17 protein-coding genes are annotated in these 19,293 nt (G+C 53.2%); 8 read left to right on the top strand and 9 right to left on the bottom strand.

The features are described from left to right. Positions 1–21: 21 nt before the first annotated feature. The 6 genes from rplI to NW211_RS07805 all read right to left on the bottom strand — a co-directional run bounded on the left by rplI (position 22) and on the right by NW211_RS07805 (position 4,627). On the bottom strand, positions 22–465 hold the full coding sequence (gene rplI, locus NW211_RS07830) for a 50S ribosomal protein L9 (RefSeq protein ID WP_087407283.1): 444 nt from the start codon (positions 463–465) through the stop codon (positions 22–24). Positions 466–488: 23 nt separating this feature from the next. Then, positions 489–758 (bottom strand): 30S ribosomal protein S18, encoded by a 270-nt coding sequence (rpsR, locus tag NW211_RS07825; RefSeq protein WP_087407284.1) that lies wholly within the window; start codon positions 756–758, stop codon positions 489–491. Between the two features lie 3 nt (positions 759–761). Further along, positions 762–1,121, bottom strand: a complete 360-nt coding sequence (rpsF, locus tag NW211_RS07820) for a 30S ribosomal protein S6 (RefSeq protein ID WP_087407285.1) — start codon at positions 1,119–1,121, stop codon at positions 762–764. Between the two features lie 135 nt (positions 1,122–1,256). Next, complete coding sequence (gene araJ / locus NW211_RS07815) at positions 1,257–2,408, bottom strand: MFS transporter AraJ (RefSeq protein WP_087407286.1); 1,152 nt, start codon at positions 2,406–2,408, stop codon at positions 1,257–1,259. Positions 2,409–2,610: 202 nt separating this feature from the next. Next, entirely contained in the window at positions 2,611–3,039 is a 429-nt protein-coding gene (locus tag NW211_RS07810) for an Hsp20/alpha crystallin family protein (RefSeq protein ID WP_087407287.1), read from the bottom strand. A 238-nt stretch (positions 3,040–3,277) separates the two neighbouring features. Next, positions 3,278–4,627 carry an MATE family efflux transporter gene (locus NW211_RS07805; protein WP_258327490.1) on the bottom strand — a complete coding sequence of 450 codons (1,350 nt, stop codon included), beginning with the start codon at positions 4,625–4,627 and terminating at the stop codon, positions 3,278–3,280. Positions 4,628–4,794: 167 nt separating this feature from the next. Here NW211_RS07805 and NW211_RS07800 point away from each other — a divergent pair, with 167 nt between their 5' ends. From NW211_RS07800 to NW211_RS07785, 4 genes are all read left to right on the top strand, one after another. Then, positions 4,795–5,649 carry an AraC family transcriptional regulator gene (locus NW211_RS07800; protein WP_258327489.1) on the top strand — a complete coding sequence of 285 codons (855 nt, stop codon included), beginning with the start codon at positions 4,795–4,797 and terminating at the stop codon, positions 5,647–5,649. A 340-nt stretch (positions 5,650–5,989) separates the two neighbouring features. Further along, complete coding sequence (locus tag NW211_RS07795; protein WP_087407749.1) at positions 5,990–7,195, top strand: L-serine ammonia-lyase; 1,206 nt, start codon at positions 5,990–5,992, stop codon at positions 7,193–7,195. A 186-nt stretch (positions 7,196–7,381) separates the two neighbouring features. Further along, entirely contained in the window at positions 7,382–7,837 is a 456-nt protein-coding gene (locus NW211_RS07790) for a MarR family winged helix-turn-helix transcriptional regulator (protein WP_258327488.1), read from the top strand. 20 nt (positions 7,838–7,857) lie between these two features. Beyond that, positions 7,858–8,886: an alpha/beta hydrolase gene (locus NW211_RS07785; protein ID WP_258327487.1), complete on the top strand. Its 1,029-nt coding sequence runs from the start codon at positions 7,858–7,860 to the stop codon at positions 8,884–8,886. Positions 8,887–8,970: 84 nt separating this feature from the next. On the opposite strand, the gene NW211_RS07780 is transcribed toward NW211_RS07785, so the two are convergent. Then, on the bottom strand, positions 8,971–9,834 hold the full coding sequence (locus NW211_RS07780) for a hypothetical protein (protein ID WP_087407292.1): 864 nt from the start codon (positions 9,832–9,834) through the stop codon (positions 8,971–8,973). Between the two features lie 20 nt (positions 9,835–9,854). Further along, positions 9,855–12,074 carry a bifunctional (p)ppGpp synthetase/guanosine-3',5'-bis(diphosphate) 3'-pyrophosphohydrolase gene (locus NW211_RS07775; RefSeq protein ID WP_087407293.1) on the bottom strand — a complete coding sequence of 740 codons (2,220 nt, stop codon included), beginning with the start codon at positions 12,072–12,074 and terminating at the stop codon, positions 9,855–9,857. A gap of 123 nt (positions 12,075–12,197) precedes the next feature. Here NW211_RS07775 and NW211_RS07770 point away from each other — a divergent pair, with 123 nt between their 5' ends. From NW211_RS07770 to eis, 3 genes are all read left to right on the top strand, one after another. Beyond that, complete coding sequence (locus NW211_RS07770) at positions 12,198–13,718, top strand: DUF4301 family protein (protein WP_258327486.1); 1,521 nt, start codon at positions 12,198–12,200, stop codon at positions 13,716–13,718. Positions 13,719–13,887: 169 nt separating this feature from the next. Continuing rightward, positions 13,888–15,342 carry a DEAD/DEAH box helicase gene (locus tag NW211_RS07765; protein ID WP_258327485.1) on the top strand — a complete coding sequence of 485 codons (1,455 nt, stop codon included), beginning with the start codon at positions 13,888–13,890 and terminating at the stop codon, positions 15,340–15,342. Between the two features lie 322 nt (positions 15,343–15,664). Beyond that, positions 15,665–16,735, top strand: coding sequence for an enhanced intracellular survival protein Eis (gene eis / locus NW211_RS07760; RefSeq protein WP_258327484.1), 1,071 nt, complete (start codon positions 15,665–15,667; stop codon positions 16,733–16,735). Between the two features lie 64 nt (positions 16,736–16,799). Here the strand turns inward: eis and NW211_RS07755 are convergent, their stop codons facing one another. After that, positions 16,800–17,438, bottom strand: a complete 639-nt coding sequence (locus NW211_RS07755) for a porin family protein (RefSeq protein ID WP_258327483.1) — start codon at positions 17,436–17,438, stop codon at positions 16,800–16,802. Positions 17,439–17,876: 438 nt separating this feature from the next. Here NW211_RS07755 and NW211_RS07750 point away from each other — a divergent pair, with 438 nt between their 5' ends. Continuing rightward, on the top strand, positions 17,877–19,274 hold the full coding sequence (locus NW211_RS07750) for an MFS transporter (protein ID WP_206422462.1): 1,398 nt from the start codon (positions 17,877–17,879) through the stop codon (positions 19,272–19,274). Positions 19,275–19,293 lie beyond the last annotated feature (19 nt).

Genomic DNA, 19,293 nt, shown 5'->3' with positions numbered 1-19,293 from the left:
TCCTTATTATAGATTCGTCGATTATTCAGCAACGACTTCGAAGGGGATTTCTACGCTAACCTCTTTGTGGAGTTTGATAGTAGCTTTGTAGTGGCCCACTTCTTTTACAGGGTCTTTGATAATGATTTGTTTGCGGTCTACGTTGTGGCCCAGTTTCTCGAGAGCCTCGGCGATTTGGATGTTGTTAACCGAACCGAAGATGGTACCCGTCGAGCTGGTTTTTGCACCGATGGTGAGCGATACACCTTCGAGGGCAGCAGCCAGAGCTTGAGCGTCGGCTTTGATTTTCTCGAGTTTGTGAGCACGTTGTTTCAGGTCCTCTTCACGCATTTTCAGAGCCATGGGCGAAGCGATAACAGCTTTTCCTTGGGGGATGAGGTAGTTACGACCGTATCCGCTTTTTACCGTAACGACATCGTCTTTGTAACCGAGGTTGGCGATGTCTTCTTTCAATATTACTTGCATGCTAAAATTCCTCCTTCGTTTAATTATTTCATCAAATCAGTTACATAAGGGAGCAGCGCCAGGTGACGGGCTCTTTTCACAGCTTGTGCAATACGACGTTGAAATTTCAACGAAGTTCCTGTGATACGACGGGGCAGGATTTTGCCTTGTTCGTTCAAGAATTTTTTCAGGAATTCAGGATCTTTGTAGTCGATATACTTGATACCGTTTTTCTTGAAACGGCAGTATTTTTTCTTTTTGATGTCAACCGACGGAGGGGTCAAATATCTGATTTCGGATTGTGCTTGTGCCATTTTTTAGTTCTCCTTTACTTCTTCTACTTTGTTAGACGATTTAACACTTCTTCTCTTTGCAGCGTATTCGGCAGCAAATTTGTCCATTCTGAACGTCAAGAAACGGATTACACGTTCGTCACGACGGAATTGAATTTCCAGTTTGGCGATGACAGAAGGGTCGGCGTCAAATTCCAGCAGGTTGTAAAAACCGGTGGTTTTCTTTTGAATAGGATAGGCGAGCTTGCGCAATCCCCAGTTTTCCTCATTCACGATTACGGCACCTTGCTCGGTGAGAATCGTTTTGAATTTGTCTACCGCTTCCTTCATCTGTACATCAGACAAAACGGGAGTTAAAATGAAAACGGTTTCGTAATGATTCATACTCGTTTAGTTTAACGTATTTGGTTAATAGTTTTTATTAGCGGGGCAAAGGTAGAGATTATCTTGCAATTATACAACCCTTTGCGACGGTTTTTTCTCTTTTTTCTGCCGGTGCTCGTTCAATCGGGACAAAATTCAGGCTTTGGTCGACTCGTATTTTTTGTAAAAGAGGGTGAGCAGTACAAAGCCGACCAGGGCGAGCGGTGCCCCGATGAGGGCGGGATAGCGGTAGTCGAGACCAGCCTCGAGCGGCAGGCCTCCCAGGAAGGCTCCGATGGCATTCCCCAGGTTGAAGGCTACCTGCACGCAGGCGGCACCCAGCAGCTCGCCACCCTTGGCAAAGTGAATGATCGAGATTTGCTGAGGGCTCGACACGGCAAAGAGTCCGGCGGTGCACAGGCACATGAGCAGTACGGTGAGCCATCCGACAGGAGCCGCGAAAAAGATGGCGAGCAGGGCCATGAAGAGCAGCAGTTGGGTGTAGGCAGCCACGCGGCCGGGGGTGTAGATGTCCGACAGGCGTCCGCCCAACAGATTGCCTACCACCATACCGAATCCGGCCAGCACCATCAGCAGGGTGACACTTTCGGTCGGGAAGCCCGAGACTTGGGTGAGCAGCGGGTTGATGTAGCTGTACCAGCAGAACACGCCGCCGTTGCCCAGCATGGTGGCTCCCAGGATGAGCCAGGGGGCTTTGGTCTTCAAGAAACGGAACTGTCCTTTGAATCCCGTGTCGGGCAATCCCTCGACCTGAGGTACCCACTTCCAGATGTAGTAGAGCACGATGAGGCCCCACACACCCACCAGCAGGAAGGTGAGCCGCCACGAGAGCAGCGTGCTGAGCGAGGTGCCCAGCGGTACCCCGAAGAGGTTGGCGATGGTCATGCCGGCAATCATAATCGAGACCGCCTCCGAGCCCTTCCCTTTATCGGCCAGCTTCTCGGCCACAATCGACGCTACCCCGAAGTAGGCTCCGTGGGGGAGCCCCGAGATGAACCGGGCCATCATCATGGTCCAGTAGTTGGGGGCCAGCGAGGCAAACAGGTTGCCGGCCATCATCACGGCTACCAGACCGAGCAGGATATTTTTCAACGGCAGTTTGCGGGCCATGGTCAGAAGGGGAGCTCCGGCACATACGCCCAGAGCGTAGGCCGAAATCAAATGGCCGGCCGTAGGAATAGTGATGTGTAGATCGGCGGCTATGTAGGGGAGGATAGCCATCATGACAAACTCGGCGATTCCAAGCCCCAATGTGCCGAACGCCAATGCAATAAGACTCTTTTTCATACGATACCTTAATAACCTATTGAACGCAGGGAGCAACCTGCCCGGGCAGACCCTCCCTGAAAATCGGGTGCAAAGGACGCAAAATCTTGCGGGTTGTACAAACTTTGTGTCTCTTTTTTTTGCCAGGGGAACAGGCATAAAAAAACCGCTGCCTTTTTGTGCAAAAGGTAGCGGCCTTGCTGGGGATTGCTCCCGAAATTGTTTACTTAACTTCGATCGATTTTCTTACACCGGCATTGTTTTCAACAGGCAGTTTGGGAAGTTCGACCGACAAAACGCCATGTTCGACATGAGCCGAAATTTTGTTTTTGTCGACATCGTCGGGCAGAATCATGGTCTGCTGGAATTTCGAATAAGAGAATTCGCGACGCAGATAGTGCTCTTTCTTCTTTTCGTCTTTGTTTTCGATTTTCTTCTCCATCGTGATTACGAGGTTGTCGTTCTCATCGACGTGAACCTGGAAATCGTCTTTCGTCATACCCGGAGCAGCCACTTCTACGCAGTAGTCGTTTTCATGTTCGATCACATTGATGGCAGGTGCTGTAGCATTGGCTTTTTCCATCCATTCATTATCAAAGAAATCATTGAAAATGTCGGGCAACCAACCTTGGTTTTTTCTCATGGGTACCATAATTATAATCTCCTATCTTTAAGTTGTTTATTATCTGTTTTGCTTTCGGCTCTCTTTCGATTACCGAAATCACCTATCTACTTGCAAAGGGTGTGCCAATACCCTTTGGCACCTGTTTTGCCCCGGATGTAGTGACAAGAGTGCGCCGAAGTGGACAGACTTGCGCCGAAGTGGCCTATTTGTCACATCGGGTGCGAGGCTTGTAAGGTTCGGGTGCGAGGCCTCGGACGGCAGAGTCTCACCGCCTTCTCCGGCGATACAGGCACATGCCGTAGATGATTGTCGAGGTAAGTGCCTCGGTCACCGGCATGGCCAGCCACATACCAGTGGTTCCCCACACGGCGGGGAGCAGGTAGAAGCATGGAATGAGGAGGATTACACCGCGCATCAGCACAAACAGAATCGACTCTCTTATCCGTTCCAGACTCTGGAAGTAGCCGATGACAGCCACGTTGGCAATGAAAAAGACGGTGCCTGTACCCAGGTAGGGAAATCCCGCCGTAGCTATTCTTCCGGCTTGGCTCTGGGTGTCGACAAACAGCCCTACCAGTTCTCGTGGAAACAGAATAAACAGCAGCGACAGGCACACGCCGAACAGGGTTGCCGTGCGCAACAGCAGGCGGCGGGTCTCTCTCACTTTGTGCCAGAGGCCGGTGCCGTAGTTGTAGCTGATGATGGGTTGGGCCGACTGGGCTATGGCATTTCCGATCATGAAGAAGAAGGGGGCATAGTAGCAGGCAATGCCAAAAGCGCCCACGCCCGAATCGCCCAGATAGTGCATAAACTGCCAGTTGCCTATGTAGATAAAGATGGCCATTGTCAGTTCGCCCAGCAGCGACGACAAGCCTATCTTGCACTGGTAGCCGAGGTTTCGGCCGGCCAGGCGGAGGCTCTTGACGCTTGTTTTCAAGGCGATTATGCGTAGCGACCGGCCCATGAATAGCAGATAGTACAAGGCCATGACACCGCCGGCCACAATGCTGAGGGTAGTGGCTATTGCCGCCCCTTTTACTCCCATGCCAAGGGGGAAGATGAAGAGCCAGTCGAGCACGATATTCAGCAGGGCCGGCACAATGTTGCACCACATGGCAAAGCGGGGTGAGCCATCGAGGCGGATAATGAAGAGCCCTATCAGCATCCAGGTCTGGAAGACAAAGGCCGGCATAATCCATTGCAGGTAGTCGAGAACTTGCGGCATCAGGCTCTCCGACGAGCCCAGCAGCCGGGCCGTCTCGGCCGGGAATATCAGTACCAGCACCGTGAGTACGGTTATAAACAAGGTAGTCGCCAGCAGGGCTTGGGAAATGTTGAGCCGGGCAGTCTTCACCTTTTTATAAGAGAGGTGAATGGACGATACTACCGAGCAGCCGGAGCCGATCATGAGCCCCAGGCCGGCTACGAATTGGTAGATGGGAACGACCAGGTTTACGGCGGCAACCCCGTCGGCACCGGTGCCGTGCCCTACAAAGATACCGTCGATAGTACATACAGCCGACATGGCGAACGAACCCAGCAGGGTGGGAATCAGTAGTTTGCGGAAGAGTGTGGCGACAGGCTCTTTCTGAAAGTCGATAGCGTCTCGGTTCATACAAGCAGAGTTGTGTTTGTGGGTCTTTTACGAGGGGCAAAGGTAGTGAGATGTATCTTCCCGGAGGGGAGCAGAACCCCGACAAGTAGGGTACTTTTCCGAACAAAATGGGGCGTAAGTTGGGGAAATACCCTATTTTTGCATCTCAGAAAGGTATTTTTCAATATATGAAGTCGTTCAAGTACAGGCTCTCGCCCGAGGGCAGCGAATGCAGCTACGGCACAACCGACCTTCGCCCCTGTCTGGGGTGTCTTATCGAGGTCGAGGGGTGTGTGGTGCTGATGTGTACCGAGGGGGTAGCGCTTTTCTCCATCGACTTTCACAACTACACCTTCCGTCGGGGCGATTTGCTGGTGGTCATGTATGACCGTACGGTAATCCCGCTCAAGGTCTCGGCCGGATTCCGGGTCGAATGGGTATCGCTGTCGCTTTCGGTTTGCAACGATACCTTCTATAAAATCTCTTCGGTAAAGTTTTGGGACCGCTTCTATTTCTACCCGGTTTGCCGTCTGGAGCCTGAGCATCCACGGCTGGTCGAGTCTTGGCTGTTGCAGGTGAAGTGGATTGCCCGACACACGGAAGATACCTACCGCACCGAACTGTTGCAAAGTGTATTCTATCAGCTCATGCTCTCGCTCTGCTGCGAAATGGAGAGGCTGTCGCTGGCTTCGGGCAAGAGCGAGAAACGAAGTCATGCCTGGGTGGTCGCCAATGACTTTATGGTGCTGGTGGGTCGCCACTATGTCAAGCACCGCGACGTGGCCTATTATGCCACCCGCCTTTGTGTCAGTCCCGATTACCTCAATAAACTGTCGCTCAAATATATCTTGATGACCCCCAAGGAGTATATCAACCGGCAGTGTATTATGGCTATCAAGACCTATTTGAGTAGTACCGACCTGTCGGTCAAGAATATTGCCAACGAACTTAACTACGAGGATGCCTCGTATTTGTGCCGTTTCTTTCGTCGAATGACGGGTATGTCGCCTCTGGAATACCGCGAGCGGTTGGGCAAGCCGTGAGCGACCGGGGCCGGAAAAAGTCCGGGCGAGCTTGTTTCTCTGCATTCACCTTTCAGTATCTTTTACTAAGACAGGAGGCGGTTTGGCATAGTCAAATTTGAAAACGTGGTTTTCATTTGCCTTTGCAATCTTCTTTCGCTATCTTTGTTACACGAAGACAGGAGGCGGCTCGGCATGGTCAAATTTGAAAACAAAGTTTTCATTTGCCACTGCTCTCGCCTTTCACTATCTTTTCAGAAGATAGATGGCGGTTCGGCAGAGTCAAAGTTGAAAACTGCGTTTTCCTTTGCCACTGCTCTCACCTTTCACTATCTTTGTATTTACATTATACATAAATGAGATGAAAACCATACGGGAAATATATCGCATAGGGTATGGCCCTTCGAGCAGCCATACGATGGGGCCGCGCAAGGCTTCGGAAATGTTTTTGGAACGCCATCGCGATGCGGCGGCATTCGAAGTGACGTTATACGGCAGTCTGGCCGCTACGGGGCGGGGCCACTTGACCGACGTGGCTATCCTCGACACGTTGCGTCCCCATGCGCCGGTCGAGATTGTGTGGAAGCCTTCGGTATTTCTGCCTTTTCACCCCAATGGCATGACCTTCCGCTCGAAGAACAGCCGGGGCGAGGTGACCGACGAATGGACGGTCTTCAGCATCGGAGGCGGTGCTTTGGCCGAAGAGGGGAAGGCTCTCGACGAGTCGCCCGAGCTGTATGAAATGAATCACATGACCGAGATACTCAACTGGTGCGAGCGCACGGGGCGCAGCTATTGGGAGTATGTGCAGGAGTGCGAGGACGATGACCTCTGGAACTACCTGGCCGAGGTGTGGGCGGTAATGCGCCAGGCCATCGAGCGGGGTCTCGACCAGGAGGGCGTGTTGCCGGGGCCGTTGAACCTGCGGCGCAAAGCCTCTTCCTACTATATAAAGGCCAAGGGGTATAAGGATAGCTTGAAGAGCCGTGGGCTGGTCTTTGCCTATGCCCTGGCCGTGAGCGAAGAGAATGCCTCGGGTGGCCGTATTGTCACGGCACCTACCTGCGGCTCGTGCGGGGTGGTACCTGCCGTGCTGTATCATTTGCAGAAGAGCCGCGACTTCAGCGACATGCGCATCCTGCGGGCGTTGGCTACGGCCGGTTTGGTGGGTAATATCGTGAAACAGAATGCCTCGATTTCGGGGGCCGAGGTGGGCTGTCAGGGCGAGGTAGGCGTGGCGTGTGCCATGGCTTCGGCGGCAGCCAGCCAACTGTTCGGGGGCAGCCCGGCACAGATCGAGTATGCCGCCGAGATGGGTCTCGAGCATCACCTGGGCATGACGTGCGACCCGGTGTGCGGCCTGGTGCAGATTCCCTGCATCGAGCGGAATGCCTATGCCGCGGCCCGGGCTCTCGATGCCAATATCTATTCGGCCTTTACCGATGGCAACCACCGGGTTTCGTTCGACAAGGTGGTGGCGGTAATGAAGCAGACCGGGCACGACCTGCCGTCGCTCTACAAGGAGACGGGCGAAGGTGGCTTGGCCAAGGATTACGAGCAGATGTAGCACCGGGAGGGCCGCGCTCGGCAACTGTCTTTATCCGATTGATTCGGGTAGACGGGGCCGGTGGCGATGGTTTGATGGGAAAAAATAATAGCCTCTTTTTCGCCGATAGTGAGCAAAAAGGAGGCTAAATTTGTTTTTGTAGCAAAGTTGAGTTACTTTTGTAGTTGTTTAAGCAATGATTCGTATATGAACTTTTCGGAATTAAATATAGAGATGCTCTTTGCTCTGATGAGCGGTAAGTTGTCGGCAGCCATCAATCGGAAGTTGCACCGCAGTTTTCGCAAGTTGTCAATCGACATTACGCCCGAGCAATGGACGGTGCTCTACTATTTGTGGTCGCGCGACGGGGTAACTCAGCAAGAGTTGTGTAATGTCACTTTCAAAGACAAGCCGAGTATGACCCGGTTGATTGACAATCTGGAGAAACAGCAGCTGGTGGTTCGTTCGCCGGGTGTGAAAGATCGCCGTATCAACCTCATTCATCTCACGGACAAGGGGCGTGAACTCGAGGATGCTACCAAGCCGTTGGTAACGGCCATCATGCGTACCGCTCTCGAGGGATTCTCCGACAGCGAGGTCGAGATGGCCGGTGCGATGCTGGCCAAGGTCTTCGGCAATTTGAAAAACTCGTTGAACGACTAATCTCTAAAAAGACGATAGCGATGATCAAGTATACCAAACTGTTTGTGGCGGTTTTGCTGTGTGGGCTGGCCGCAACCACATCATTCACCTTTGCACAGTACCAACCCGATCGCCTGGGCGAGGGGTTCGAATCGAAAACACTCGTCATGCCCGACGATTACAGCGGTCGGGTGGTGACTACGCTCGTGCGCAGTCTGTCGCCTTGCCCCGATGTGCATCGGGCCGTGCTCTACGTACACGGGTATAACGACTATTTTTTCCAAAAGGAGATGGCCCGGACCTTTACCGACTCGTGTTTCAACTTCTACGCCGTGGACCTGCGCAAGTATGGGCGTTCGCTTCTGCCGGAGCAAACCCCTTTCGAGGTGCGCGACTTGAGCGAGTATTTTGCCGATCTCGACACGGCGTTGACACTTGTCCGGCAGGAGGGCAATACCGAGGTTGTGCTGATGGGGCACTCGACCGGAGGGCTCATCACCTCGCTCTATTGCGAGGCGCATCGCGACTCCCTGCCGGTGCAGGGGCTTATCCTCAACAGCCCGTTCCTCGACATGAACATGAGCGGCTTTTACGAAAAGGTACTGGTGCCTTTGGTTTCGGCCTGGGGCGGTTGTTTCAAGAATACGAAAATCAGCCAAGGCAACTCCACTGCCTATGCCGAGAGTCTGTTGAAACAGTATCACGGCGAGTGGGACTACGACACCAACCTGAAGTTTATGGCCTCGCGGCCGGTCACCGCGGCCTGGGTACGGGCCATACACCGGGGGCATAACCAGGTGCACAAGGGGTTGCACATACCGTGTCCCATCCTGTTGATGTATTCGAGCCAGTCGGTGCAGGGCGACGAGTGGACCCCGCAGCACCAGTCGGGCGACGCGGTGCTCGATGTGAAAGATATAGCCCGCTACGGGCGTACGCTGGGGCCGCATGTCACCGAGTTTGAGGTGAAGGAGGGGTTGCACGACCTCGTGTTGTCGAAGCCGGCTGCACGGGCATCGGTCTATGCCGAGATATTCCGGTGGTTGCGCAGCAACGGGTTGGAGCGTTGAACTGCAGGAAATAAAAACTTATTATAAGAAGAACGGCCGGAGGTGTTTGCCCCGGCCGTTCTTCTTTTCGTCGTGATACGACTGTTATTGTTTCTTTGATTTCTGTTGTTTCTCCAGTTGCATTACCTGCTTGTCGGCCAGTTCGAGGGTACGGATGTTGAGCTGATATTCCCGGGTGAGGTCATCGACATTACGCATCAGAGTGTAGAGGTTGCGGGTCTCTTTCACCGCTTCGCGAGTCGTCCGGTCGAGAGCGAGCGTGTAACGGTTTCCGCCCAGATAGGTGAGGGTGATGGCCTTGTCGGTGTTGTCGGCAATAAGCGAAGCGACGGCCGAACATTGTCCATCCTTGTAGGTGACGATTTCGGTATACTTGCCGTTGTCGGTAAACCGGTAGTTGTTGGCTCCGTCGTATCCGATAGCCAGGGTCTCGGCCTTGCTCTTGTCGGGTAGGGTGACCCGTATCGAACTATGCTTCAGCGGGGTGCTGCCGTAGTATACGCTGGCCAGCTGCATCTGACCGTTTTCGGTAACCTGCACCTTCAGCTGGCTGCGGGTGATGGCGTTTTGTTTGGGCAGTTTGTTGTACACGTAGTTGCCTTCGGTCTGATATTTGGCATCTTTCTCGAAGCGGAATTTCTTTTTGGCTGCCTCGAGTTCGGCCTGTCTTACCTTGAGTACGCTGTCGATATAGAGCAGGTTTCGCTCGCTCTCTTTCTGCTTGACCCGGCACATGAGCAACATGCCCTCTCTGATCTGTTTGAAGGCTTTGGGGTATAGCTGCTCGATACTGTCTATCGCATTTCGGGCGCTTTCGTACTGTCCCGCCTCGAAGAGTTTCAAGGCTTTTTCGTATTGTTCGCCGGCTTCGTGGCTACCGTCGCCGCAGGCCGGAAACAGAAGAATACAGGAGCATATCCAAAGGTAGAGGTATTTTGTCATATTCATATTGTGTTTTTAATGGGTCATTAACAGTTTATCGAACTCCGTTGTACATCTTTTACCCCTTTCACGGTCTTGAGCTTCTTGATGAGGCTGTTGAGGCTCGAGGTGTCGTCGACCATGACGGTGATGTGTCCCTGGAAGAGTCCGTCGTTCGAGTCGATCGAGATGTTGCGCATGTAGATGTTTTTCTCTTTCGAGATGATTGAGGTAATGTTGGTGACGATGCCGATGTCGTCGTTGCCCACGACACGCAGCACACAGACATATTTTGAGCCCATCTTTCCCGACCACCGGGCATTGACCACCCGATAGCGGTAGCGGCTGTAGATGTGGCGGGCATTGGGGCAGTCCTTGCGGTGTATCTTGATGGTCCCCTCGGTTGATACGAACCCGAAGATGTCGTCGCCGAAAATGGGGTTGCAACACTTGGCCAGCTTGTAGTCGATACCCTTCACGTCGCCGCCGATGATGAGCTCGTCCTCTTTCGAGTCGTCGTGCTCGCTGGGTTGCAGCGTGAACTCTTCGGCCGTGCGGGCTTCGTATTGCTCGTTGTTCTCTTTGTGTTCGATTTCGAGGTAGAGGTCGATGACTCGGTTCACGTCGATGCGCTCGGCGGCCAGCTCGTTGTAGAAGTCGGTCACGGTCTTGTAGCCCATCTTTTTGATGAGCTTCATCATGATGCCGTCTTCCATCTCCATCTTGCGATTCTTGAACCGGCGTTGCAGCAGCTCCTTGCCATACTCGGCATCTTTGTTCTGCTGTTCGTTGAGGGCCTGTTTTATCTTGACGCGCCCTTTCGAAGTGGAGGCAATGTTAAGCCAGTCTTGCTTGGGGGTCTGGTTGGGCGAGGTGAGTACCTCGATGGTATCGCCGCTTTTGAGCTTGTATTTGATGGTCTCTATCTTTCCGTTCACTCGGCCGCCCACGCATTTGCACCCCAGTCCCGTGTGGATGAGAAAGGCAAAGTCGAGCAGGGTAGCCCCCAGTGGCAGCTTGTAGAGGTCGCCCTTGGGAGTAAAGACAAACACCTCTTTGTCGTAGAGGTCCATCTTGAAGTCGCGCATCAGTTCCAGAGCACCGCCATGTTCGGCCGCTTCGAGCACTTCGCGCACGTTGTTCATCCAGTCGTCGAGCCCCGATTCGCTCTTGATACCCTTGTATTTCCAGTGGGCTGCCAGTCCGCGTTCGGCGATTTCGTCCATGCGTCGGGTACGTATCTGCACCTCGACCCATCGTTGTCCGGGCCCCAGCACGGTGATGTGCAGCGACTCGTACCCGTTCGACTTGGGTATCGACAGCCAGTCTTTCATACGCTTGGGGTTGGGCTGGTACATGTCGGTCACAATCGAGTAGACTTTCCAGCAGTCGGCCTTCTCCTGGTCGAGCGGAGTCTCCAGAATCACCCGTATGGCAAACAGGTCGTAGATGTCTTCGAGGTCGGCCTTCTGTTTCTTCATCTTGTTCCAGATGGAGAAGATCGACTTCGTGCGACCCTTGATTTCGAAGTTGAGCCCCTCGGCCTCGAGTTTCTGTTTGACCGGCTCGATAAACTCGGTGATGTACTTGTCGCGGTTGCGCTTCGTTTCGTTGAGCTTGTGGGCTATCTGGTCGTAGATTTCGCGATTGGTATATTTGAGCGAGAGGTCCTCGAGCTCCGATTTGATGGAGTAGAGGCCCAGCCGGTGGGCCAGCGGTGCGTAGAGGTACGACGCCTCGCAGGCTACGTCGTAGCGATACTTCTCGTTGGGGTGGTGGTTGATCATCTTCATCACGCACAGACGGTCGGCAATCATGATGATAATCACCCGTATGTCTTCGGCAAAAGAGAGCAACAGCTTGCGGAAGTTCTCGCTCTCGACAGCCGCCTGCTTGGCATAGAGGCTGTTCGATTTGATAAGTCCCCGAATGAGTTGGGCAATGTCGTCGCCAAACTCTTTCTGTACAGTTTCGATAGTGAGAAATTCGCTCACTACCAGATTGAAAAGCAATACCGAGATGAGCATGCTGCGCTCCAGTCCCACCCGGTCGCACAGGATAAGCGCCGTATTCAAGTTGCGAACGACCGGATTGATGCCCTGTTTGTTGCGCTGGTAATGTCCTGTTTCTACCGCTTCGGTGATGAGTTTGCGCATGCGGGTGAAGTCGTTGAGCGACATCACCGGCCGGCTGTTGCGCAGAAGTTGCCGATAAACCGATAGGACATTTCCTCTTTCCTCGGGGGTGAAATAGCTTTTTTCGGGCATAAGTTGTGACTATATCAAAAAAATTATGTCTCAAATATATATTTTTATAGTTAAAAATGCGCTTTTTTTTAGAGCTTTTTGTAGTTTTGGGAACAGAATTAAAATTCATTATTCATTATAGGTATGTTTACAACAGAGGATTTAAACTTGTTTGCCGAAAAAGGTATCGATATACGGGTAGTCGAGGACCAGTTGGCATCTTTCAAAAGGGGATTCCCGTTCCTGAAAATCGCCTCCTCGGCATCGGTAGGGAATGGCATTTTGTCGCTCGATGAGCAACAGACGCAATATTACCTGGATCTTTGGGAAGGATACTTGAAAGACAATCACAAAGTGGTGAAGTTTGTTCCCGCATCGGGAGCGGCCAGCCGCATGTTCAAGGATTTGTTCGCTTTTCTGTCGGCCGAGTACACCGAACCGAAAACCGATTTTGAAAAGAAATTTTTCGACTCGATCGAGCACTTTGCCTTCTATGCCGATCTCGATGCCGCCTGTCTGAAAAACGAGGGTATGGGCATTGCCGACCTGGTGGCTGCCGGGCGCTACAAGGCTGTCGTGTCGAATCTGCTTGAGGCCAAGGGGCTCAACTACGGCTCGTTGCCCAAGGGGCTGCTCAAGTTCCACCACTATGCCACGACCAATCGCACGGCCATGGAGGAGCACCTCACCGAGGGGGCTCTCTATGCTGCCAGCTCCGATGGCGAGGTGAATATTCACTTCACGGTTTCGCACGAGCATCTGCCTCACTTCAAAGAGCTGGTCGCCTCGAAAAAGGCCGATTACGAGAAACGCTACGGGGTGCGCTACAACATCAGTTTCTCGGAGCAGAAATCCTCGACCGATACCATTGCCGTGGATATGAACGACGAGCCGTTCCGCGAAGAGAACGGTAAAATCTTGTTCCGTCCCGGTGGTCACGGTGCCCTGATTGAAAACCTCAACGACATCGATGCCGAGGTAATTTTCGTGAAGAATATCGACAATGTGGTGCCCGATCGCCTCAAAGAGCCCACCGTGCGCTACAAGAAAGTGATAGGCGGTGTGCTGGTGGCCTTGCAGGCCGAGGTCAATCGCTACACGGCCATGCTGAAGAGCGGCAAGTACACCATCGACGACTTGCGCGAAATGGTGAAGTTCCTGCAACAGAAGCTCTTTGTGCGAAACGAAGAGACCAAGAATCTCGAGGATGCCGAGTTGGCGCTCTATCTGTTGCGCAAGTTCGACCGTCCTATCCGGGTGTGCGGTATGGTGCGCAATTCGGGCGAGCCGGGTGGTGGTCCGTTTGTGGCATACAATCCCGACGGTACTACCTCGTTGCAGATTCTGGAGAGTTCGCAAATCGATATGGCCAACCCCGAAGCCAAGCGGCAATTCGAGGCCGGTACACACTTCAATCCGGTCGATTTGATTTGTGCCGTGCGCGACGGTCAGGGTGTCAAGTACGATTTGCCTCGCTATGTCGACAAAAATACCGGATTCATTTCGCATAAGTCGAAAAATGGCCGCGAGCTGAAAGCTCTCGAGTTGCCGGGCTTGTGGAATGGCGCCATGAGCGACTGGAACACCGTGTTTGTCGAGGTTCCCGCCGAGACCTTCAACCCGGTGAAGACCGTGAACGACCTGTTGCGGCCTCAACATCAGTAAGCTATGTAACGGCTTAATAACGAATAGAGGGCGATATGCTGCGGCATATCGCCTTTTTTTTATAACTTTGTCACCGAAAAATTATTACTCGGGAAAATGGAAGCCTCGAGGGCTTGTAATTTCCTGCAAGAGTTAGATAGACGAAAAGAAAAATTTAAGGAAAAAAGATATGACATTTGAAGAATTCGGATTGTCGGAAGAGGTCATGCAAGGACTCGACGCCATGAATTTTCAAGAGGCGACCCCGGTTCAGGAACAGACCATTCCCGTGATATTGCAGAAAAAAGATTTGATTGCTTGTGCCCAGACGGGTACGGGTAAAACAGCTGCCTATATATTGCCTTTGTTGAACTTGCTTACCGAGTTTCCCGGCAGCGGCGACAAGGTGCGCGCGGTGATTGTGGCGCCTACGCGCGAGTTGGCCCAGCAGATTGACATGCAGTTTGCCGGCTTCTCCTATTTCTTGCCCATCTCTACGGCCGTAGTTTCGGGTGGTGGCGACGGTTCGTCGTGGGAGCAGCAGAAGCGGGGCCTGACCATGGGTGCCGATGTGATTATAGCCACGCCGGGCCGGCTCATCTCGCATCTGAATATCTCGAACATCGACTTTTCGGGAGTCGAGTATTTTATCCTCGACGAGGCCGACCGCATGCTCGATATGGGATTCTACGACGATATTATGAAGATAGGCAAGAGCCTGCCGGCCAAGCGACAGACGATTATGTTCTCGGCTACCATGCCGCCCAAGATTCGCCAGCTGGCCAAGAATATCATGGACAATCCCGTGGAGGTGAACGTGGCTATTTCGAAACCCAACGAAGCCATCGACCAGTCGGCCTATGTCTGCTACGAGAATCAGAAGATGGGTATTATCGACTTCCTCTTCAGAGAGCCGACCGGCACGAAGACCATCATCTTCTCGTCGTCGAAGCAGAAGGTCAAGGAGCTGGCTTTTGCCTTGAAACGGAAAAAATACAGAGTGGCCGCCATGCACTCCGACCTGGAGCAGCCCGAGCGTGAGGCAGTGATGCTCGATTTCAAAAACAACAAGATAGATATTCTGGTGGCTACCGATGTCATTTCGCGAGGCATCGACATCGATCAGATCGGGTTGGTCATCAACTACGACGTGCCTCACGACCCCGAGGATTACATTCACCGCATCGGTCGTACGGCTCGTGCCAATGCCGAGGGTACTGCCATTACCTTCGTGTCGGAGAAGGAGCAGGGCAAGTTCAACCGCATCGAGACTTTTCTGGGCTATGAAATTGCCAAGCGCGAGATGCCCGAGGGGGTAGGTGAAGGGCCGGTATATGCTCCCAAGCAAGAGAAGGGTGGCCGTCACGGCCGGGGTGGAAACCGGGGAGGCGAGGGGCGTGGCCGCTCGCGCAATCGCCGTCGGGGCGACAAGGGTACCCCCAAAGACAATGCTGCCAAGAATACCGCCCCGAAGGGGGACAAGTCGGCTCCGGCTTCGGAGAAACCGGTTAAGGAGAAGAGCGAGAATACCGCTTCGCAGAATCAGAGTGGTTCGTCGTCGCGTCGTCGCAATCATCGCCGGCGCAAGCCTCGCTCGGGTAATAACGGCAATGGCGGTAACAACTCACCGAGCCAGGAGGCATAACGAATGTGATTTTGTAGACTATGGCTTTAGATTTATTTGTAAATAGTCTGTAAATCAAATACTTTTTATTTGAGTATATAAATAGCGAATATATGGCGTTTGTTATGTAGCAAACGCCATTCGCGTTACATAGAGGTTTATCGTATGGATATGGATGTTTATAAGTATCTTGTAATCAGCGCGTTGTAGGTTTTACCGATTTTTATTCAAGTGGAAGTATAAATATCATTCATAATAGTACTATAAACCAGTTGATTATAATTTATACAGCTATAAAACCTTGCAAATGGAAAACTTTTGTCGTGTGGGGTATGTTTAGCACATGAAAGATAAAGTAATTATGGAGATTTCGGAGAAGAAAGCCCGTATTCGGGAGTTGTGGCAACTCTGTTTTCACGACGACGAGCAATTTGTCGACCTCTTGTTCGGCCACTTGTATTGCGATGAAAATGCCCTTTGTTTCGAGGAGCGGGGCGTGTTGACGTCGGCCTTGCAAATGCTCCCTTACCGCATGACCTATGGGGAGTCGGTGTTGGAGGTAAGTTATATTTCGGGAGCGGCTACTCGTCCCGAGTATCGCAACCGGGGATTGATGGGCCGGTTGTTGCGGGAGTCGTTCGAGACGATGCGGTCGCGTGCCATTCCGCTGTCGGCGCTCATCCCGGCCGAGCCGTGGTTGTATGGCTATTATGCCACCAAGGGGTATGCCCCGGTATTTTTTCGGCGCAAGAGTCACTTCACGGCCGTGCATCGTTTCGAGGGTGCCGGGTATCGGCGGGTGGCTCCGTCGCTCGACCGGCTTTACACCTTTTTCGATGCCCAGATGCGTCGCCGGCCTTGCTGCATGTTGCACGAGTGGAACGACTTTGAGGTGATTTGCGGCGACAACCGTCTCGACGGGGGCGAGGTGATTGCCTTGGCCGATGAGGCGGGTGAGCTTTCGGCGCTGGCTTTTGCCGTGCCATACGACGATGGCACACGGGTAAAAGAACTCTTGGCAGTCGACGACCAGGCTCGCGAAGCGGCCCTGCACGAGGTCGAACGCACGTTCCCCGGCCTGCCGGTTACGGTGGCGCTGCCACCCGATAGCGGGGAGGGGGTGTTGCAGCGCATGGGCATGATGCGCATCGTGGATGTGCCGGCCATGCTCTCGACTGTAGCGCAGAACCATCCTTCGCTGCAGGTGGTCGTGCGGGTGTCCGACCCGCTGTTGCCTGCGAATAACGGCGTTTATCGAATTGCCGATGGTGCGTGTGGTCGTGTAGAGGCCGATACGTGCGACTTCGATGTCGACGTGGCCGAGTTGGCACTTCTGGTATTTGGCGATTCCCGTCAGGATTCGCTCGTCGATTTCCCGGCCATGCCTCCCTATATGAGTCTCATGCTCGACTGAACCGGTGTGGAGCGGGGCTGCTTTTATCTCTCTTTATAGGGTTGAGGTCAGCCCCTTGATGGGTTTACAAAAAGAAGCGATACCCCACCGAGATGCCTATGTGGCGACTCTCGAAGGCACTCTCTGCGTCGCGAATGGAGTGGGTGAGCCCCCAGGTATAGCGGGCATCGACAAAGAGACCGGAATCAAATTCGTATCCCAGCCCGGCGACCACGCCCAGTTCGGCTCCTGCCGGTTGCTGAAAAGCCTCCACCCCTTTCCACGAATCGGTAGCGGCACACCCGATACTCAGTTGCGGACCGGCCTGAATGTTGAAACCGGCTACGGGGAAAAACTTGACCAGCAGCGGAATATCTATGTAGTGGATGCGGTACGAATACCCCTTGTACATCGTGTCGCCTCGCTCGTCGTTGAAGATAAGAGTCTTGTCTTTGTAGCCGTGTGTGGCGTAGAGCAGCTCGAGTTGCAGGTCGAAATAGGTATTGCATGTGTAGGTCGCTACTACTCCCGCTTGACCGCCCACGATATAGCTGGCCTTGTCGTTGAGTACGTTTTTGGGGTATCTCACCGTCGACCAGTTGATACCCGCTTTACCGCCTACACTCCATTGGGCCCGTGCCGGGATGGCGACCAGGCAAAGCAACAACAGTCCGACAACGTATTTGCGACAGAAATTAGAGGGGGTTAGGTAGGGTGTTTTCATGTGGCACATCTTGTTTTGACAGGTAGACAAATATAGTCGATTTCTTTGGTTTGGTAAAATTATTTTCGTTTCTTTACACGGGTGACTTTAATCAGAATCTAAACGCTTATAGCTATGACTACACTGGAATTTATCCTGATCTGTATCCTCATTCCCGGGCTATTGGGTGGAATCTTTGCCCCTATGGTGGTGAAGGGGTGTAAAAGGCTCTGTGCCAAGTGGAGCAGCAGACGTAAGCCATCTCGAGAATAAATCTTGAGGAAAGTTCGGTATACTTGCAGCCGGGGTGTGTATTTCCTGCTTTTTTTGTTTTTTACCTTTGAGGTGAGCAGAGATTGAGCAAACGGGAAAAACGGAGTTTTTCGTTTGCCTCTATGTCCATTTTCACTACCTTTGCGGCCGATATGCGTGAGCATGGTTTTCAAGAAAGGTAAAAAGATGAAACAGGAAGAGGAAGACAAGATTGTAGGAGATTTGAATTGGGACGGTCTGCACCGCCCGCGTATTTACTACGCCATGGCGACGACCTTTTGCGGGTTGTTCCTGTCGGTGCTCGACGGTTCTATCTGCAACGTGGCGTTGCCCAGCATAGCCCAGCAGCTGCACGTATCGTCGTCCGATTCCATCTGGATCGTCAACTCTTTCCAGCTGATCATTATGATGACCCTGCTTCCCTTCTCGTCGATGGGCGAGCGTTGGGGCTACAAGCAGGTCTATCTGCGTGGAGTCGTGGTCTTCACCATCGGGTCGTTGCTCTGTGCCCTGTCGCACAACCTGCCGCTGCTGGTGGTCTCGCGGGTGTTCCAGGGTTTCGGAGCCTCCATGATTATGAGTGTGAATACCTCGCTCATCAAGCTCATCTATCCCAAACACCGGTTGGGCGAGGGGGTAGGACTCAATGCTACGGTGGTGGCCATCGCTTCGGTCACCGGGCCTACATTGGCGGCCGCCATTCTGTCGTTCGCTTCGTGGCCGTGGCTCTTTGCCATCAATGTGCCGGTAGGTATCGCCACCTTTATCCTGGGACGCAAATATCTGCCCGACAATGCCGTGCGGCGTCTGGGGCATCGCTTCAACTGGAAAGAGGCACTGCTCAATGCGGCCACCTTCGGGCTCTTCATCGGGTGTGTCGAGGCCTATTCGCACGATGTGCCGGTGCGCTGGGTGTTGTGCGGTGTCGTGTTATTGGCCGTGGTGGCTGCCTTCTATGTGCGCATGCAGTTGGGTGAGCGCTATCCCATGCTTCCCTTCGACCTGCTCAAAATACCCATCTTCTCGATGTCGGTGATGACGAGTATTCTCTCCTTTACGGCACAGATGATGAGTCTGGTGGCCATGCCCTTCCTGCTGGTCAATACTTTCCACTACGATGCCGTGGGCACCGGGTTGTTGATGACCTCGTGGCCGCTGGTCATTGTCTTTGTAGCACCGCTGGCCGGTGTGCTCATTGGTAAGATTCACCCCGGAATCCTGGGTGGAGTGGGGTTGATTATCATGAGTATCGGTTGTTTCAGTCTTTCGTTCGTACCCGTCGATACCAACCATTTCGGCCTCGTGTGGCGGTTGATGCTCTGCGGTATGGGCTTCGGCTTTTTCCAGTCGCCCAACAACCACATGCTGCTCACCTCGGCACCTCCGCAACGTACCGGCAGCGCCAGCGGCATGCTCGCTACCGCCCGACTCACGGGGCAGACTATCGGAGCCGCTCTGGTCGCTCTGCTCTTCCACATCCATGGCGATACCGCACCGCACGATGCCATGCTTCTGGCCGGTATACTCACCTTGTGCGGCGCGCTCTCTTCGGCCCTCCGTCTGCGGGTAAGTCTGCCGAAGTAGGGTGGTGGACCTGTGTCTT

The sequence above is a fragment of the Barnesiella sp. ET7 genome (assembly GCF_024733785.1).
Lineage (GTDB): Bacteria > Bacteroidota > Bacteroidia > Bacteroidales > Barnesiellaceae > Barnesiella > Barnesiella merdigallinarum.
This window is presented reverse-complemented; position numbering and strand designations above follow the sequence as displayed.

Excerpts from the sequence above, each read along its gene's own strand:
- rplI (WP_087407283.1), bottom strand. The coding sequence starts at position 465 with ATGCAAGTAATATTGAAAGAAGACATCGCCAACCTCGGTTACAAAGAC.
- rpsR (WP_087407284.1), bottom strand. The coding sequence starts at position 758 with ATGGCACAAGCACAATCCGAAATCAGATATTTGACCCCTCCGTCGGTT.
- rpsF (WP_087407285.1), bottom strand. The coding sequence starts at position 1,121 with ATGAATCATTACGAAACCGTTTTCATTTTAACTCCCGTTTTGTCTGAT.
- araJ (WP_087407286.1), bottom strand. The coding sequence starts at position 2,408 with ATGAAAAAGAGTCTTATTGCATTGGCGTTCGGCACATTGGGGCTTGGA.
- NW211_RS07810 (WP_087407287.1), bottom strand. The coding sequence starts at position 3,039 with ATGGTACCCATGAGAAAAAACCAAGGTTGGTTGCCCGACATTTTCAAT.
- NW211_RS07805 (WP_258327490.1), bottom strand. The coding sequence starts at position 4,627 with ATGAACCGAGACGCTATCGACTTTCAGAAAGAGCCTGTCGCCACACTC.
- NW211_RS07800 (WP_258327489.1), top strand. The coding sequence starts at position 4,795 with ATGAAGTCGTTCAAGTACAGGCTCTCGCCCGAGGGCAGCGAATGCAGC.
- NW211_RS07795 (WP_087407749.1), top strand. The coding sequence starts at position 5,990 with ATGAAAACCATACGGGAAATATATCGCATAGGGTATGGCCCTTCGAGC.
- NW211_RS07790 (WP_258327488.1), top strand. The coding sequence starts at position 7,382 with ATGAACTTTTCGGAATTAAATATAGAGATGCTCTTTGCTCTGATGAGC.
- NW211_RS07785 (WP_258327487.1), top strand. The coding sequence starts at position 7,858 with ATGATCAAGTATACCAAACTGTTTGTGGCGGTTTTGCTGTGTGGGCTG.
- NW211_RS07780 (WP_087407292.1), bottom strand. The coding sequence starts at position 9,834 with ATGAATATGACAAAATACCTCTACCTTTGGATATGCTCCTGTATTCTT.
- NW211_RS07775 (WP_087407293.1), bottom strand. The coding sequence starts at position 12,074 with ATGCCCGAAAAAAGCTATTTCACCCCCGAGGAAAGAGGAAATGTCCTA.
- NW211_RS07770 (WP_258327486.1), top strand. The coding sequence starts at position 12,198 with ATGTTTACAACAGAGGATTTAAACTTGTTTGCCGAAAAAGGTATCGAT.
- NW211_RS07765 (WP_258327485.1), top strand. The coding sequence starts at position 13,888 with ATGACATTTGAAGAATTCGGATTGTCGGAAGAGGTCATGCAAGGACTC.
- eis (WP_258327484.1), top strand. The coding sequence starts at position 15,665 with ATGAAAGATAAAGTAATTATGGAGATTTCGGAGAAGAAAGCCCGTATT.
- NW211_RS07755 (WP_258327483.1), bottom strand. The coding sequence starts at position 17,438 with ATGAAAACACCCTACCTAACCCCCTCTAATTTCTGTCGCAAATACGTT.
- NW211_RS07750 (WP_206422462.1), top strand. The coding sequence starts at position 17,877 with ATGAAACAGGAAGAGGAAGACAAGATTGTAGGAGATTTGAATTGGGAC.